The sequence below is a fragment of the Phaeobacter sp. SYSU ZJ3003 genome (assembly GCF_041300735.1).
GTDB classification, from domain to species: Bacteria; Pseudomonadota; Alphaproteobacteria; order Rhodobacterales; family Rhodobacteraceae; genus Phycobacter; species Phycobacter gallaeciensis_A.
In genome coordinates this window covers 35,486-51,447 of the sequence record NZ_PXNU01000044.1, presented here as the reverse complement: position 1 = coordinate 51,447, position 15,962 = coordinate 35,486, and the positions used below count along the sequence as shown (strand labels likewise).

General features: G+C 59.2%; 17 protein-coding genes and 1 tRNA gene. 4 read left to right on the top strand and 14 right to left on the bottom strand.

Annotated features, from left to right (window positions below):
• The 8 genes from C6W91_RS15990 to C6W91_RS15955 all read right to left on the bottom strand — a co-directional run.
• On the bottom strand, positions 1 to 269 hold a 269-nt coding region (locus C6W91_RS15990; RefSeq protein ID WP_370571113.1), incomplete at its 3' end, for a hypothetical protein.
• 47 nt (positions 270 to 316) lie between these two features.
• Positions 317 to 393 (bottom strand) — tRNA-Arg (locus C6W91_RS15985).
• Between the two features lie 35 nt (positions 394 to 428).
• Entirely contained in the window at positions 429 to 905 is a 477-nt protein-coding gene (locus tag C6W91_RS15980; protein WP_274835762.1) for a GNAT family N-acetyltransferase, read from the bottom strand.
• Positions 906 to 1,221: 316 nt separating this feature from the next.
• The gene (locus C6W91_RS15975; RefSeq protein WP_274838758.1) at positions 1,222 to 1,527 is read right to left on the bottom strand and encodes a hypothetical protein; all 306 of its coding nucleotides are present in this window, start codon (positions 1,525 to 1,527) and stop codon (positions 1,222 to 1,224) included.
• Positions 1,528 to 1,657: 130 nt separating this feature from the next.
• Positions 1,658 to 2,290, bottom strand: a complete 633-nt coding sequence (locus C6W91_RS15970) for an alpha/beta family hydrolase (protein ID WP_274838759.1) — start codon at positions 2,288 to 2,290, stop codon at positions 1,658 to 1,660.
• A 33-nt stretch (positions 2,291 to 2,323) separates the two neighbouring features.
• Positions 2,324 to 3,259, bottom strand: coding sequence for an MYG1 family protein (locus C6W91_RS15965; RefSeq protein WP_274838760.1), 936 nt, complete (start codon positions 3,257 to 3,259; stop codon positions 2,324 to 2,326).
• Between the two features lie 195 nt (positions 3,260 to 3,454).
• Complete coding sequence (locus C6W91_RS15960; protein WP_065270634.1) at positions 3,455 to 3,766, bottom strand: ETC complex I subunit; 312 nt, start codon at positions 3,764 to 3,766, stop codon at positions 3,455 to 3,457.
• A gap of 87 nt (positions 3,767 to 3,853) precedes the next feature.
• Positions 3,854 to 4,978, bottom strand: a complete 1,125-nt coding sequence (locus C6W91_RS15955) for a PepSY domain-containing protein (RefSeq protein ID WP_274838761.1) — start codon at positions 4,976 to 4,978, stop codon at positions 3,854 to 3,856.
• A gap of 168 nt (positions 4,979 to 5,146) precedes the next feature.
• Here C6W91_RS15955 and uvrB point away from each other — a divergent pair, with 168 nt between their 5' ends.
• The gene (gene uvrB, locus C6W91_RS15950) at positions 5,147 to 7,339 is read left to right on the top strand and encodes an excinuclease ABC subunit UvrB (RefSeq protein ID WP_274835647.1); all 2,193 of its coding nucleotides are present in this window, start codon (positions 5,147 to 5,149) and stop codon (positions 7,337 to 7,339) included.
• A gap of 116 nt (positions 7,340 to 7,455) precedes the next feature.
• On the top strand, positions 7,456 to 8,061 hold the full coding sequence (locus tag C6W91_RS15945; RefSeq protein WP_274838762.1) for a hypothetical protein: 606 nt from the start codon (positions 7,456 to 7,458) through the stop codon (positions 8,059 to 8,061).
• A gap of 107 nt (positions 8,062 to 8,168) precedes the next feature.
• On the opposite strand, the gene C6W91_RS15940 is transcribed toward C6W91_RS15945, so the two are convergent.
• Entirely contained in the window at positions 8,169 to 8,576 is a 408-nt protein-coding gene (locus C6W91_RS15940; RefSeq protein ID WP_065270638.1) for a universal stress protein, read from the bottom strand.
• Between the two features lie 86 nt (positions 8,577 to 8,662).
• On the bottom strand, positions 8,663 to 8,983 hold the full coding sequence (locus C6W91_RS15935; RefSeq protein WP_065270639.1) for an antibiotic biosynthesis monooxygenase: 321 nt from the start codon (positions 8,981 to 8,983) through the stop codon (positions 8,663 to 8,665).
• 147 nt (positions 8,984 to 9,130) lie between these two features.
• Here C6W91_RS15935 and C6W91_RS15930 point away from each other — a divergent pair, with 147 nt between their 5' ends.
• Both C6W91_RS15930 and C6W91_RS15925 read left to right on the top strand, forming a co-directional pair.
• Positions 9,131 to 9,799, top strand: coding sequence for a hypothetical protein (locus tag C6W91_RS15930; RefSeq protein WP_274838763.1), 669 nt, complete (start codon positions 9,131 to 9,133; stop codon positions 9,797 to 9,799).
• Between the two features lie 23 nt (positions 9,800 to 9,822).
• On the top strand, positions 9,823 to 10,308 hold the full coding sequence (locus C6W91_RS15925) for a HugZ family protein (RefSeq protein ID WP_274838764.1): 486 nt from the start codon (positions 9,823 to 9,825) through the stop codon (positions 10,306 to 10,308).
• A gap of 8 nt (positions 10,309 to 10,316) precedes the next feature.
• Here the strand turns inward: C6W91_RS15925 and C6W91_RS15920 are convergent, their stop codons facing one another.
• The 4 genes from C6W91_RS15920 to C6W91_RS15905 all read right to left on the bottom strand — a co-directional run bounded on the left by C6W91_RS15920 (position 10,317) and on the right by C6W91_RS15905 (position 15,883).
• On the bottom strand, positions 10,317 to 12,602 hold the full coding sequence (locus C6W91_RS15920) for a glycosyl hydrolase family 28-related protein (protein ID WP_274835650.1): 2,286 nt from the start codon (positions 12,600 to 12,602) through the stop codon (positions 10,317 to 10,319).
• 118 nt (positions 12,603 to 12,720) lie between these two features.
• Positions 12,721 to 13,125: a DUF4864 domain-containing protein gene (locus C6W91_RS15915; RefSeq protein WP_274838765.1), complete on the bottom strand. Its 405-nt coding sequence runs from the start codon at positions 13,123 to 13,125 to the stop codon at positions 12,721 to 12,723.
• A gap of 250 nt (positions 13,126 to 13,375) precedes the next feature.
• Entirely contained in the window at positions 13,376 to 14,029 is a 654-nt protein-coding gene (locus tag C6W91_RS15910; RefSeq protein WP_274838766.1) for an RNA methyltransferase, read from the bottom strand.
• Between the two features lie 273 nt (positions 14,030 to 14,302).
• Complete coding sequence (locus tag C6W91_RS15905) at positions 14,303 to 15,883, bottom strand: lysine--tRNA ligase (protein WP_370571112.1); 1,581 nt, start codon at positions 15,881 to 15,883, stop codon at positions 14,303 to 14,305.
• Between the last annotated feature and the right edge of the window lie 79 nt (positions 15,884 to 15,962).

Below are 15,962 nucleotides of genomic sequence, written 5' to 3'. Positions count from 1 at the left end.
CGCCGAACCCGCGAGGTGGGGAAATTTGCGCCAGCACTTCCGGGGAAATTCAATCCAGCATTTACAAGTGTGTCTACCTGCATTCCTGGGAGACCGGGTCGGAAGCGAAAGCAGGTGTCGGAAAGTGGATCGAGTTCTAAAACCGCAAGCGCCCACATTCCGCCCTTGGCGGCCAACCACCCGCTGTGATCTATTGGCAGCGAAATGAAACAACCCAAACCGATCAGCAGATGCAAAGAGTAGCTTAAATTGCGCCAGATCCTGTCCAACAAATGGGGAGTAGCTCACTTATGCCTAATTGGCACATTCCCAATAATGGCGATCCCTCGAGGACTCGAACCCCGAACCTGCTGATTAGAAGTCAGCTGCTCTATCCAGTTGAGCTAAGGGACCGCTGAGGACCAGTTACGACACCCGCAATGCAAGGGTCAAGGCGCGGCTGACAGGTCCAGATGCATAAAGACAGACCAGGGATCTTCACTGTAGTCCCCAAAGGGCGGACACTCCGAAAATCCGTAGCTTTCATAAAGCTTTCGCGCCGGGAGGAACTCTGGGGTAGAGCCGGTCTCCAGGTAAATGCCAGAGGCGCTTTCCTGACGGGCAAGCTTCAGGAGATGGTCCAGAATGGCCCTGCCCGCGCCACTGCCGCGGGCCTCAGAGAGCGTGTGCATCGATTTCAGCTCACGGGTGTTATCCGCCAGCCGCTTCAGCGCGCCCATACCGATCGCCTGACCATCACGGCGCAGCAGGAAGAACTGCACGTCCGGACCTTCAAGACTACTGCCGTCCAGCGCGTGACAGCTCTCTTCCGGTGATTGCGCGGCCATCTGATCCAGGTGGCGCCGGATCAGAACCGCCGCATCGGGATCCGAAGGACGGGCCGGTACAATCACGGTTTCGGGCATCTTTGGTTCTGTAAGTCGGGGCAAAGTTGTTTCCACGCGGCAAAAAATTCAACATGATTTCAAAGCCTTATTTTACGCCTTTCCTCCCTCGGAGCAAGGATGCCGCGAGAATAGGGGCAAGATCCCGCGAACTCCCTGAAATAGAAAAGAAAAGTCCTCCGAAGCGGGCTCCATCTCAAGATCTGCGGGGGTAGGTCAGGCTGCGTTTTTCGCGAAAACCAAGGGGACAACATCTACAAGGAGTAATTCAATCCCTTGCTTGCGGGGATGTCGGAATGCCGGGATGTTTCCGTTGAGAATTTCGGAAAACAGGTACTCAAATCGGTCGGCCCCACGCTGGCAAGCATAAAAGATCGGATGCAGAAGCGCCTTCGCCGAACACCGGTGTTGCCGACAAACCGGCGATTAATGCCAGTAGCTGATCAAGGTGCGATCGACCAAAGAGGACGTGCCGAACCGAGCCGCGTTTCGTCCTTAGGGTCAGCGGGAGAACAATGCCGCCGAGAGAGAGAACTTCAATTTGCTGTTTCGTTGCGCCGAGATATTCGGGGAGATCGCAAAGGGGGATCGCGGTCTGGAACGCCTCAACCATCGAAACCGTTGTGACTGCGTCAAATACCATTTTCCCGCTTCCAGGTAGCTTACGACACGGGTAAAGGCTTCGAGCGGTCATACGCGCTGTCTCACACGCAGGGCCGGATTGGGCCGAAATTGGCGCCTAGATTTCTCCAGTCGAATATTGACGAAGCCAATCAGAAGCAGGAATTTGCCCAGACCTTGACTTGCTCCGCGAGCTCAAGGAGTTGGTCCTCAAGAGTCTTTCCGGTCAACCGTTTACGGGGCTTCAGGTCGTGATCGCCGTCTTCCAGCCAGTGCAGGGTCACGGCATTGGACAGATCGTATTCCTGCACCTCTTCCCGCGTGCCGAATGGATCGCGGGTGCCTTGGCAGATGAGGGTTGGACAGGTTATCTCGGCAAGGTTCTCACCACGTCGATTGCCGGGCTTCTTCGGCGGATGGAACGGGAAGCCGAGGCACAGCATTCCTTTGATCCGCCCCGCGTCATAAAGGTCCTGAGCGATCAGGCTGGCCACGCGGCCGCCCATACTTTTCCCACCAATGATCAGCGGACCATCGCAGCCAAGCGCGTCAATGGCGGCAAGAAATTCCGGCGCGTAGGTGTCGGCCTTTGCCGGTGGGCGCTTAGAGCCACCAGTGCGACGGGCGGACATGTAGCTGAACTCGAAGCGGGCGACGCGGAAGCCTTGGGCGTCCAGCCCTTCGGCAACCGTATCCATCCAAGGGGTGTCCATCGCTGCGCCAGAACCATGGGCCAGAAGGATTGTGGTTCGCCCCGTTTCGTCTCCGTTCAGCAGGAAATCCATCGTGCCCTCCTACGAGATCAGGCTGCGGCGAGATCAGGCTGCGGCGCCTGTGCGCTTAGCCTCTTCGACGGCCAGTTCAGCCATCTTAAGGGCTGCCTCACGGCTGCTGGCAACCGCGATGAACCGTCCGTTGTGACAGAACTTTGCGCCTTTGACGCTGCTGGCTTCTTCCAATGCCTTGTCGGTCAGGCCAGCCCATGCGGCGGGCAGATCGGCGCGTTGCTCAAAGCTGTCACCGCTGATGCGAATACCGCCGATGGACCAGTCATTGTCACGGGGGGCCACCACGAACAACAGGTGGTCCGCGCCAGTCGCCTCAATGGCCGAGCGGAAGGGCATGCCCATGGGCAATTCCAGAATGCGCGAGTGGCCAGCATCCTGGATCGCCTTGATGACCATGGCTTCGGCACGACGCTTGGCGGCTTTCTTGGTGATCGACGCCTCGACAAACGCCCGCGCGATCGGCAGAGCTTCTGCAAAAGCTTTATCGTCCGCGTCCGCGCTGCGGTTGTCGAAGACGGGCTTCAGGCTTTCCAACAGGACCGAGAGGGTCAAAGGCGTCAGCGGACCTGCGACCGAAGGGTTCATCGCGCCGTTGTCTATCAGGTCGATGGGCAGGACAAAGCTCTGCTCAAAGCTGGCGTGGATGTCTTCCAGATCGGCCTCGGGGATCTCCAAAGCGCGGAGGTAGTCAAGGCCGAAATGCTTCCAGATCAGACCGAAGGAACTGTAGGGCTGTTCGTCCTCACGCAGGGGATTGGGGCGCTGATGGTGGTCAAAAATGCCCGCCTCAGCGTCATAATCGCGGCCGACATCATAGATGATCTTGCCCTCACCGGGGGTGATCCACGCGGCGTCACGAGTGCGCACCACCTCGGCCTGCGGGAACAGGCGGGTCAGGATGACCGAGGAAAGAAGTTCGTCCGCGTGGAAACCGCCATTGTGGGTGACGAGGTGGGTAATGATCATGATGGGCACTCTGGCAGATCTGGAAATACAACGGGCGACCGGTTGGGTCGCCCTGAGGGAATCGTGTTCGGGGGGATTCCGGCGGCGATGCGACAAGCATCAACATGCTGTGCGCCGCGCTCACCAATATCTAAATCTGAGGCTCCGCGAAATCTTTGCCCCGATTCCGCGACAACCTTGCCCCGATTTACAGGTTCAGTGGGTCCAGGGACCGCGGCGGTTGGTGGCGAAGTTATCGCCATAGCCGCCGGGGCGGATGTTGGTCTTGCGGGTCTTCGGTTCGACCACCTCGGCGGTGATGCCGTGATCCTTGGCGTATTCCAGCGCCTCTTCCTTGCTGTCAAAGCGCAGGCGGACCTGGCTTTGGGTATCGGCAGAGGAAGTCCAGCCCATCAGAGGATCAACCTCGCGGGCGCTTGCGGGTGCAAACTCCAGAACCCATTTCCGCGTCTTGGCCATGCCCGAGGTCATGGCGTTTCTCGCTGGCCGGTAAATACGCGCTTGCATTGCAGTCTCCTACTCATCCGATGCTGCCTATATGCGATGATACGCGCGCTGCGGCAAGATCGATTTATCCTTAGTATTGCGACAATGCTAACCCGTCTGCCTGCTGCGCCTGCGCCGCAACAGCGGTTGGATCAGGCGGCGATAGCTGAGCGCCGCGCCGGTATAGGTCATCACCAGAGCAAATGCGGCCGCCAACCCCGCCAAAGTCTGCCCCAATAGGCCAAAAACCTCTCCGGTATGCAGGAACCGCAGGAATATCCGCGCCTGCTGACCCGCGCTGCGGTCAGAGAAGTCACTGCGATCCAATACCGCCCCATCCCGGGCATCCATGGTCAGCGTTACCTGTTTCGTCGGCTGGCGGCCGGTGCCGCTGTCGACGGTGATGCGGATTTTTTCTGCAACCGGCAGCGCAACTTCCATCCGCTGCCAGTCCGGAATATTCGCGCTGGCCTGCAACAGCGCCAGATCGAGACCTGAAACCTCGGCCACGGCGTCCGACGCGCCCTGCCCGGCCCCTGCCCGCCGACGCAGTTGCACCGGTTCTTCGCCATAAAGGCGGAACACAAGATCGCTGGCCCAGGGGTAAGAGATCACCACGCCTGACACCACAATCGCCAGCAGGGGCACAAGCGCCCAGAAGCCGAAGACATGGTGCCAGTTGTAATCGCGGGCCTTGCTGCTGGGCAGGCCTTTGCGAAACCACAGGTTCATGCGGACAATCCGCCATTTCCACGCCCGGGGCCACCAAAGGTAGAGGCCGCTTGCCAGAATGAACAGAAAGCCAAGGTTCGCGGCCCCTGTCACCGCCCTGCCCAGATCGCGCCCATCGCCAGAGAGCGAAAACCAGCGGTGCAGATGTTCAACCGTGGAAAAGAATGCAGCGACTCCCGCACCCTGTTCCGGCAGTAAATCGCCGGTGAATGGATCGAGAAACAGTGTGGAATTTCGCCCGACCTGCACGGCCACGGGGGCATCCGGATCTTTTGCAAAACGAAGCGCTGTCGCCCGCCCCCCTGTTTCAATCGGGGCGATGCCTGCCAGTTCATCCGCAGACAGCCTCTCTGTGCCCACTTCGGACACGGCGGGTGTCTGCGCCCAACGGGTGATCTGCGCCTCATAGGTTAGCAACAGCCCCGTCAGTGACAGCATCAGCACCACAAGGGCAACCATCAGGCCGACCGTCAAATGACTCCAGAAAATAAGCTTCCGCATGGTTTTGTCCCCGGATCGTTTTACGCCACTCTTTCTGCAACGCAGCAGGCCGCAAGCTCCGTCGCAGTGCCGTGCAATTTTTCGGGAACTTGCCCAGGACTTGCCCCTGCCCCCTTGATCTGGAACAAAAAGAGATCAAGTGTATGGCCGCCAGACTGAGGAGCGCCAATGCCCTACGCCCATTCCGACAAATCGCTGCCGATGATGACCGAACGCGAGGCCGTCCAGCGCCCCAAGCTGGAAGGTGGCAAGAGCTTTGTGATGAACACGGAGTTCAGCCCGGCCGGGGATCAGCCCACCGCAATTGCGGAGCTGAGCGCCGGCGTCAACGAAGGCGAGCGCAATCAGGTGCTCTTGGGCGCCACTGGTACAGGCAAGACCTTCACCATGGCCAAGGTGATCGAGAAAACCCAGCGCCCGGCCATCATTCTGGCCCCGAACAAGACGCTGGCGGCGCAATTGTACGGTGAATTCAAGGGGTTCTTCCCAGAAAACTCGGTCGAGTATTTCGTATCCTTCTACGACTACTACCAGCCCGAGGCCTATGTGCCGCGCAGCGACACCTATATCGAGAAGGAAAGCCAGATCAACGAACAGATCGACCGGATGCGCCACTCGGCCACGCGGGCGCTTCTGGAACGCGATGACGTGATCATCATCGCCTCGGTCTCCTGTATCTACGGTATCGGCAGCGTCGAGACCTATTCGGCAATGACCCAGGATCTGAAGGTCGGTGAGATGTACGACCAGCGGCAGGTGATGGCCGATCTGGTGGCCCAGCAGTACAAGCGCAACGATCAGGCGTTCCAGCGCGGCTCGTTCCGGGTGCGGGGAGACACGCTTGAGGTTTTCCCGGCACACCTTGAAGACCGCGCGTGGAAACTGTCGTTCTTTGGCGAGGAACTGGAGGCGATCACCGAGTTCGATCCGCTGACCGGGGAGCGCACCGGCAGTTTCGAACAGATCCGGGTCTATGCGAACTCCCACTATGTGACGCCGAAACCGACGCTGAACCAGGCGGTTATCGAGATCAAGAAAGAGCTCCGGATGCGGCTGGATCAGCTGGTTGGAGACGGCAAGCTTCTGGAGGCGCAGCGGCTGGAGCAACGCACCAATTTCGACATTGAAATGCTGGAGGCCACCGGCCACTGCAACGGGATCGAGAATTACTCGCGCTATCTGACGGGCCGCGCGCCCGGCGAGCCGCCCCCTACCCTGTTTGAATTCATCCCTGACAACGCCATTGTCTTTGCTGACGAAAGCCACGTCTCGGTGCCGCAGATCGGCGCCATGTACAAGGGCGACCACCGGCGCAAGTTCACCCTGGCCGAACACGGCTTCCGGCTGCCTTCCTGCATGGACAACCGCCCGCTGAAGTTTGAGGAATGGGATGCAATGCGGCCGCAGTCGGTCTTTGTCTCGGCCACCCCCGCCGCGTGGGAACTGGAACAGGCTGGCGGCGTTTTTGCCGAACAGGTGATCCGACCCACGGGTCTGTTGGACCCAATGGTCGAAATCCGCCCCGTCGACATGCAGGTGGACGACCTGCTGGACGAGATCCGTAAGGTCTCTGCCGATGGCTTCCGCACGCTTTGTACCGTGCTGACCAAACGCATGGCCGAGGATCTGACCGAATACCTGCACGAGCAGGGTATCAAGGTGCGCTACATGCACAGCGACATCGACACGCTGGAGCGAATCGAAATCCTGCGCGATCTGCGGCTTGGCGCCTTTGATGTTCTGGTGGGCATCAACCTCTTGCGGGAGGGCCTTGATATTCCCGAATGCGGGCTGGTGGCCATCCTGGATGCCGATAAGGAAGGCTTCCTGCGTTCTGAAACCTCGCTGATCCAGACCATCGGTCGCGCGGCGCGGAACGCCGATGGCCGTGTCATCATGTATGCCGACCGGATCACCGGCTCGATGGAGCGGGCCATCGGAGAAACCGACCGCCGCCGGGCCAAGCAGATCGCCTATAACGAGGAACACGGCATCACGCCGGAAACCGTCAAGAAGAACGTCGAGGACGTCATGGCGGGTCTCTACCAGGGCGATGTGGACATGAACCGCGTCACCGCCAATATCGACAAGCCGATGCATGGCGCCAATCTCGAAGCCCACCTCAACGGGCTGCGGGAGCAGATGCGCAAGGCCGCCGAGAACCTCGAGTTCGAAGAAGCCGCCCGCCTGCGGGACGAGGTCAAACGGCTGGAGGCCGTGGATCTGGCGGTCTCAGACGATCCGCTGGCCCGCCAGTCCGCCGTCGATGCGGCTGCTGAGGCTGCGGTGAAAACCCGTGGCAGGTCCACGGCGGGCAAGCCAGGACAACGCGGCGGCAATGTGAAACGAAAATGGAAGTGATCTGAGCCTGTTCAGATCCTGTGCAGGGGATTGCAAGACGCCTCCTGCCCCGGTTTGCCTCCTTGCCTGATCATCATTCTGTGCTAGCCTGACATTGGTACACAGGAGTTTTGTTTATGAGTATTTTTCGCGTTGCCATCCTTGGCCTGTTTGTGATCTCCGCAGGAGCACTTCACGCTGGCGGCGATGCAGGTTACGGAGGCAGCGGGTCCTCTGTCGGCCTGTCCGCCGCAACAAGCAAAAGCGTCGCCAATACCCTATCGCGGGGCTTCAGCCGCTGCGAAAATGTCGAATGGGTCTACCGCTACGATTGCTACCGGCTGGTTTACAAACGGTCTGGCGACAAACTGCGCGGCAACACGGCCTATTCCGAAGCGCAGAAGGCGCTGGACCTTGTCGAGAACACCCTTAGCGCTGCGATTGCCAAGAACCGCGATCCGGGTACGAAACCCAAACGTCGTGGGTTTGAGGTATACACTCCGGTCAAACCCTCTGCCCTGCCGAGGATGAAACAACAGACGCGGAAGGCGATCCAGCAAGCCGAAACCATCCTGCTGCGGGCGCCAGAGGAAAAACAGGTCTATTATTCCCGCATTGCCGATGCGCTGAATTCCAACAAGGCGCTGCTCCGCTCCGCTCTGTTGAAGGGCGTACAGCCGGGCAGCACAGCCGTGCGGCTGGCCGCCGTGGCTTTGCACCGTTTGGTCGGGCTGGCTGGATGATCAGACCTGTCGGTCCGGTTAGGCATCGGATCAAAACAGATCGGAGGCACGATACACGCGCCCCCGTTCTCGCTTCTGAAAGTTCAGGAATACCGTTTCAGATCACCTCAGCGTACCACATGGACGGCGCAACCGGCGTGCCGCACCACCTGCGCTGCGGTCGAGCCCAAGAGCAGATCCTGCATGCCCGGACGGTGTGACGCGATGATGATCAGATCGGGGTTGTTCTGCTCGGCCCAATCGAGGATCGACCGCCCCGAATGCCCTTCAATGACCAGACCTTTGGCATTGGGCAGGGTATCCGCCAGTGCCGACAGCTCGCTTTCCAGCGCAGCGCGGGCCTCGGCCATGTAATCGGCCGGCATATAGGTGATCGCGTAGGACGGGATCTGTTCCACCACATGCAGCAGGGTGATCTTCGCCTCAGGCGTCGCCAAGAGGCGCGCCAGTTTCAAAGGTGCGGATACATCGCGGTCAGGGTCAAAGGAAATCGGTACAAGAATATTGTGATACATTGGGTCCTCCAGTCATTCGGGCTTGGGGACAACATGCCCGGCGCGTGCCCCCAAGGCCTTGATCCATATCAGTCTATTTGCAGATCTCAGTCAAAGGTGGCGGCAACTTCGTACATCACCGGTTCGAAACTGCGGCACAGGGCGCTGATCTGGCGGTTGCGTTCACGCATTTCCTCCGAGCGCAGCATCGCCATGAAATCCTCGCGCCGTTTCCACTGGGAATAGTTTGCGATCCGGGTTTGCGCATCATTCACGTGCAGCCCCGCCGCAATGAACCCTGGCTGCCGGGAAATGAAATTGTCATAGGCGTCTGTCAGCGCATCCAGCAGATCCTGACAGGTTCCCGGTGTCATTTCAAAAGTGGTGATGACCGTCTGAATATCGGCCGTTTTGGAAATTGTCGGCATCGTTTCCTCCCGTGATTGGCCCTGAACACCTCCACCCTACGACGATTTTGCCGCAAACAAGACTGTTTTCCGCGTGCAACTTGAGTTTGTGGCAAAAACATACAAAGGTTGATTCCAAATCAACAAAGCAACCCAGGGGAGTTTCAATTGCGGATCTGGATCCTCTCCTGCCTGTTCAGCCTGCTTCTGGCGCCGCCCGCGCTGGCCGGGGCTTGGCTGCGTCAGACGGGCCAGGGTTTTGTTGCCACCAGCGCCACCCTGCGGCAGACCGAGGATGGCACTCTGCGCCATGAGCTGGGGTATTTCGGGGAATACGGCTGGTCGCCGTGGCTGACCCTTGGGGTGGATCTGAACCAGAACGACCGGCAAACGGGCCACGCCCTGCTGTTTGCCCGGATCCCGCTGACCACCGGGGAAACCCGGCCCCGGCTGGCGCTGACAGTCGCAGGTGGCGGCAGTCACCAGCGTGGCTATTGGAGTCCCATGTCCCGCGCCACCCTGTCCTTCGGGCATGATTTCACGACCGCCCGCGCCAGCGGCTGGATTTCGCTGGATGCCAGTTACGAATACCGGGCCAGCCTCCCCGATCCGATCTGGAAACTTGATGCCACCTTTGGCCTCAACACCCGATCGGCCCTGTCGCCAATGCTGCAGATCGAAACCTCCCGCAGCGTCGGGGCGCCATTGACCTATGCCATCACCCCAAGTCTGCGATACCGGACGGCACCCGGTCAGGAACTGGTTGTGGGGCTGGAGCACAAACAGGCCGACAGGCAGAGCCTTGGCCTGAAAATATCCCTGTGGCATAGGTTCTGAAACAGGCTCAGGACAACAATCCGATGACAGATCCAATCCGCCCCACCGATGACGACGCCCGCAGCCTTGCCCGGTCACTGATGGAGAAGGCACGTTTCGCCGCCCTGGGAGTCATTACCGAGGATGGCACACCGCTGGTCACGCGTGTCGCCTTTGGCCTGTCGCCAGAAGGGCATCCGATCAGCCTGATCTCGGCCCTCTCCGCCCACACGCGTGCTTTGCAGAACAACGCGGCCTGTTCCTTTCTCGTCGGGGAGCCGGGTGACAAGGGTGATCCCCTGACGCATCCCCGGCTCAGCCTGCAGGGTCATGCGCAGTTCATCCCCAATACCGGCGAAGAACACGCCCGCCTGGCCGCGCATTACCTGCAGGACCACCCCAAGGCGAAGCTCTACATCGGGTTTGGCGATTTTGCCTTTGTCCGGCTGGACGTGACAGCAGGACATCTGAACGGCGGCTTTGGCAAGGCCTTTGTCCTAACCCCAGATGATCTTACGGCCCCCGCCTGAGTGGCGCGCTAGCGGTCCACCCGCACGATCACCTGCACCTCTCCCTTGACCGCGTCCTGCCAGTTCAGCTTGACCCGGTCCTTACCGCTACCCTGCTCGACCTCGGCATAGGGCATGGCATAGCGTTTGCTGCCACCAGAGGTGCTGATCGGCCCCAGAGCGGTAATCGCATCCACCTTGCGCGCGTGGCCTTCAAACGGCAGCTGCCCATCCGTGTCGATGGTCCAGGTCGTGGCAGCGCTGCCTTGGGTGTATTCCAGCCGCAGAGGACTGGCGGCGGGAGAGGTGATCCCGTGAAAGGTATTGCCTTCGAAAAAGACCATCTTGCTGCGGCTGAAATCCAGCCCGGAGAAACTGGTATCCACCCGTTCAGCCCGGTCTATGAAACCATTGATCGACCGGAACTTGTTGCCCGAGACCGTGACACCGTTCAGGAAATGCCCGGTGCCATAGGGTTTGACCACGATATAGCTGAACCAGGGCGCGACCTCACCAGACAGAAACACATTGTCAGTGATCGACAGGGCGCTGAAGGAAAAGCCTGAACTGAAATCCGGCGTCGGGTCCTGTTCGTTCGTCCATTCGACAAAACAATTGTCGATGTAATTGTCGGACACGGTCGTCGAACAATAGGTATTCGTCAGCACCAGCCCGGCGGTGCGCACGCCATTGGCGATACTGTCACCCTGAAAGAAATGGTTGCCGGTGACCGTATTATTCGCCCCGGCCAACAGCGCAAAATGGCGGAATTTGCTGGCACGGTTGTTGCGCAGCTTGGCATCATTGGCGTTGACGTTGATGGCCACGCTGCTCCGGTCCGGCACATCAAGCGGCTCTTCGGCGGACAGGAACTGGCAATTGTCGACCAGTATGCCCTGACAGCCCGACCCGATCGAGGTGATCCCGCGATCCTTGGGCCTGGAGATGAAGCAATGATCGAGACTGAAGACGGTGCCCGCCGACGGCAGGCGCAGGGCGCTGCAATGGGAATTGCACTGCACCTCGACCTCGGTCATGCCAAATTTGCTGAGTTGGCTGAAGCCGGAGAAATCCAGCAGATACTTGAAGTCCTTGAAGGTGAAATTCTGCGTGCCCACCGCGTCATAAAGCGGCGCGTTCAGCGTCAGCTCACCCGCGCCGGTGTTCTTGGCCCGCACGTAGATTTCCCGCCCCACCCCGCTGCCTTCGACCAATGCGCCAATGGCGATATTGGCGATATTGGCCACGTTGCGCAGCTTGCGCGGATCGCCGCTGTCGTAGGTCGCCTGAGAGCTCACGGTTTCGGTATCCCAGGCCGCGCCGCCCACGGCGGAAAACTGACCGTTGCGGATCACCCGGCGGGTGGCATAAGAGCTGCGGTTCGGCACCGCCGCCTGCATGTCGATCGGTTTTGTCACGGTGATCATGCGCCCCCGCAGATCCAGCGATTCATGATCCACGTTGTTGAGCAGCGCCTGAAATGCCTTCTTGAAGGCAAGCTCTTCGTCACCAAAGGCAGCGGCATAGGCGGGAAAATCGAAATTGCGCCGCATGAGCAACATTTTGTCTGTCGGCATGGAGAGCGTGCCTTCGAACACCATCTCATTGTACATCGACACCGTTTCGGCCAGATAGAATTCCCCTTCCGGCACCAGAACCCGGCGCCCGTCGGCGGCAGCATCGGCGGCTTCAAAGGCGGCTGTGTTGTCCTGAACCCCGTCCCCGATGGCGCCGAAATCCGTCACATCCACAAGGCTGATCATATCACGCAGAAAGGCGCTTGTGATATCGGTGATCTCGATATCGTCGATCCGCACAACGCCGCCATTGGGGCCAATCAGGTCCAGTCCGAAATGCCCGTGGTCGGCCGCAAGGCCCCAGGGCATATCCACCCCACTGCGACTGCCAGTCCCGACGATGGCCGTGATCTCCACCACCTGCCCATACGAGGTCAGCGTCGTGCTGGTGCCGGTTTCGACCACCCCGGACAGGTGGCTGTTATTGGCCTGCCCGGCCCAGCCCGCGACCCGCACCGTCGGAAGCGCGCCGCTGATCGCCTTGATACGGGCGCGGACCTGCAGGTAACACCCCGGCAAGATCGGCGTCTTTCCCATGAAACGCAGCTTTTGCGTGCTGTCGAGCTTTTGTAGCTCAAGGCAGCCGCCAAAATCCGCATCCGCCGCCACATAGGCCGCGTTCACCACCCCGTCATAAGTATCCGAGCCCGGCGTGCCATCGCCGCTGGACCACTGATCCAGCCCTTCCTCGAACGGTAAAGGCGTCAGTTGCAGCCCATCGGTGATCACCTTGTTCATGGGAAACCCTTTCCTATGCCACGACGCGCCAGCAGCGCAGATCAGAAAGGGTTTAGAATGTCCGGCTTAATCCGGCGTCAGACAGGCGCGCGCTGCTCCTGCACCGGGCCTCATGCCTTCAGGCATTGCCTTGTGGCACTTTCAGGATTTGCACGGCGTTGATTTTCCAATCGCTGCCTTCCCCGACAACCTGATAATCCAGCAGGTGCAGCCGCGCGTCCTGATCTGTGATCAGCACCCGTTGCCAGAGGTTACCGGCGACCTCTCGCAGCTCCAGATAGCGGACCTGGTTTGGGCGCAGAACCATGGGATAGCCGCGCTCGACCATCTCGCCAAAGCGTTCGGGCGTGCCAAACAGGCTGCGGATGCGGGGGGAGGCAAAACCGAAAGCCCGCGTGACGTCATCATCGCGAAACGCCTCGATCTGGGCCCCGATCACGCCAGTGATCCGGTCCCTGTCCTCTGCCCCCGCAGGCAGCGCCAGAAGCACCAGCGAAAACACAAAACTTGCAAACCTGAACATTGGCGACCTCCAACGATACCTAGATGTCTTAGCTAGGCCAGGAATGCGGCAGGTCAAAAATTAGATGACAAGGGCGTAGCTTGCGGGCCGTCGAGAAAAAGGGCGCCGCATTGGGCGCCCTGTGCAGTTCGCGGCGCGCGTAGATGGCGCTGGAACTCGGACCTCAATGAGCACATAGAGGCCGGAGTATCGGATGCTGCTGTCTGCACGATTGGCAGCTTTTCTGCTGCGTCCGGTCAAACGGATGCCGTTATTCTTGCTCACGCGGTATAACGGTTGGAAGCGGTCTCGTTCGCTTGCCCTTATGCCGAGCGCGTCTGTATTGGCTTTGATACTCACGTCGCTGTTTAGTCACCTCGTAGAGAACGATTCCCGAACATGTGCCAAGGTTCAGGCTTTCGATCATGCCGAACATGGGTACTGCGACGCACATTTCGCTACGGCTGACTGCAGTTTCACTAATCCCGCGTTTTTCGTTCCCGAACCAAACAGCAAGTTTCGTGTGTTTGGTGAAGTCACCATCATGGAGGTAGACGTTAGATTTCCCCTTAACATGCGGAGACGTAACCACGGACACAAAGCCCTTGTGTTCGAGATGGTCCATGCACTCTTCGGTGCTGTCGAACCGTTTAACGAATGTCCATTTCACCGCAGACACGGAAGTTGACGACAAGGATTTTCTTTCCCGCATAGCCTGCCAATCGTTTGGCAGCGCTTTGCGTGGATCAACAACGTAGGCCTTTTCTACACCGAGCGCGTTGACGTTTCGGATGACCGTTCCGATATTCTTGATGTCCACGGGATCTTCAATGACCGCAATCAAGTTCTTGCATCGAAACTCTTTGATTTCATCGGCTCGTTTTCGGACCGACGTCTTTTGTTTCTTTGGGGCTTCATTTTCCATATCTGCACTATACGCCGCGTAGACTGGTGAACAAGTTGGTAGGGTCCAACGAAACGATCCTTACCCCCTAAAAGCGAACGTTCGAGCTATCGCCTTGAAATGGCGCTTCGTCCATCACAGCCAACCTCAAGAGCAAGGGACACCCGAATATTGTGTCGCGCGCCTTTGTGGAATACGGCGTCATACCCACAACGCGATTGCACCAACGCTGCACCATGAACAGCAAAGGGCGCCGCATTGGGCGCCCTTCTCATCCTTGGCTTGCGGTGACCTTCAGACCAGCTCGCCAGCCAGCGCCTTGTCGATCAGGGCAACAGTCTCTTCTACGCCGTAAAGGGCGACGAAGCCGCCAAAACGCGGACCCTGGCTGGCGCCCAGCAGAACCTCATAAAGCGCCTTGAACCAGTCGCGCATGTTCTCCTTGCCGAAATGCTCGCGGCCCACTTCAAAGACGATGCCTTGCAGCGCTTCGCCCGTGGTCTCGCCATCCCAGGGTGCCAGTTTGCCGCGGAATTCCTCCAGCGCGGCACGTTCGACGTCGCTCGGCGCGCGGAACACTTTCTGCGGCTCGACGAAGTCTTCGTAGTATTTGACAGCAAAGCCCGCCGCCGCATCCAGATCGGGGTGGGTCTGCGGCGTCGCATCGGGCGCATAGCGGCGGATAAAGCCCCAGAGCGTTTCCTTGTCATGCGCCGACGCCACAGAGGCCAAGTTCAGCAGCATCGAGAAAGGCACCACCATTTTGGATTCCGGCACGTCGCCGCCGTGGATGTGCCAAACCGGGTTGTTGAGCTGCCCCTTGAGATCCTGACCGTGGTAGGCCCGAAGCTGCTGATGGTATTCATCCATCGCCTTGGGGATCACGTCGAAATGCATCCGCTTGGCCGTTTTCGGCTTTTGATACATGAAGTAGGCAAGGCTCTCGGAAGAGGCATAGGTCAGCCATTCATCGATCGACACGCCATTGCCCGAGGTCTTGGAGATCTTCTGGCCGTTCTCATCGAGGAACAGCTCATAAGTAAAATGTTCAGGCGCGCGCCAGCCCAGGATCCGGCAGATCTTGTCATAGATCGGCGTGTTGGTGCTGTGGTCCTTGCCGTACATTTCGAAATCAACTTCCAGCGCCGCCCAGCGCGCGCCGAAATCCGGTTTCCACTGCAGTTTCACGTTGCCGCCGGTGACCGGCAGGGTCCATTCCCTGCCGTCCTCATCGTCAAAGGTGATGCTGTGGTTTTCCGCATCCACCTTTTTCATCGGTACGTACAGAACGCGGCCGGTTTCCGGGTGGATCGGCAGGAAGATCGAATAGGTCTGGCGCCGTTCCTCGCGCAGAGATTTCAGCATGACCTCCATGATCTCGTCATAGCGTTCACAGGCACGCTTCAGGATCTCGTCAAACTGGCCCGAGCCATAGAATTCGGTCGCCGAGTAGAATTCATACTCGAACCCGAAGGTATCCAGGAACCGGCGCAGCATGGCGTTGTTGTGATGGCCAAAGCTGTCGTGGGTGCCAAAGGGATCGGGCACCGAGGTCAGCGGCTTTTGCAAGTGGTCGTGCAGGCTTTCGGCATTCGGGACATTGCCCGGCACCTTACGCATGCCGTCCAGATCGTCGGAAAAGCAGATCAGTTTGGTCGGGATATCGGAGATCACCTCGAAGGCGCGCTTGATCATCGTGGTGCGCGCAACCTCGCCAAAGGTGCCGATATGAGGCAGACCCGAGGGACCATAGCCGGTTTCAAACAGCACATAGCCCTTTTCCGGCGCGCCCTTGGCATAACGTTTGAGAATGCGGCGTGCTTCTTCAAACGGCCAGGCTTTGCTCGTCAGAGCGGTTTCGCGCAGTTCAGACATGTTGTTCTCCATCGGGGCCGCCAATCGGCCTATATCCGCTTTACCGGCATGCGTCTTGCATCCGGCCTCCTCCTCTATT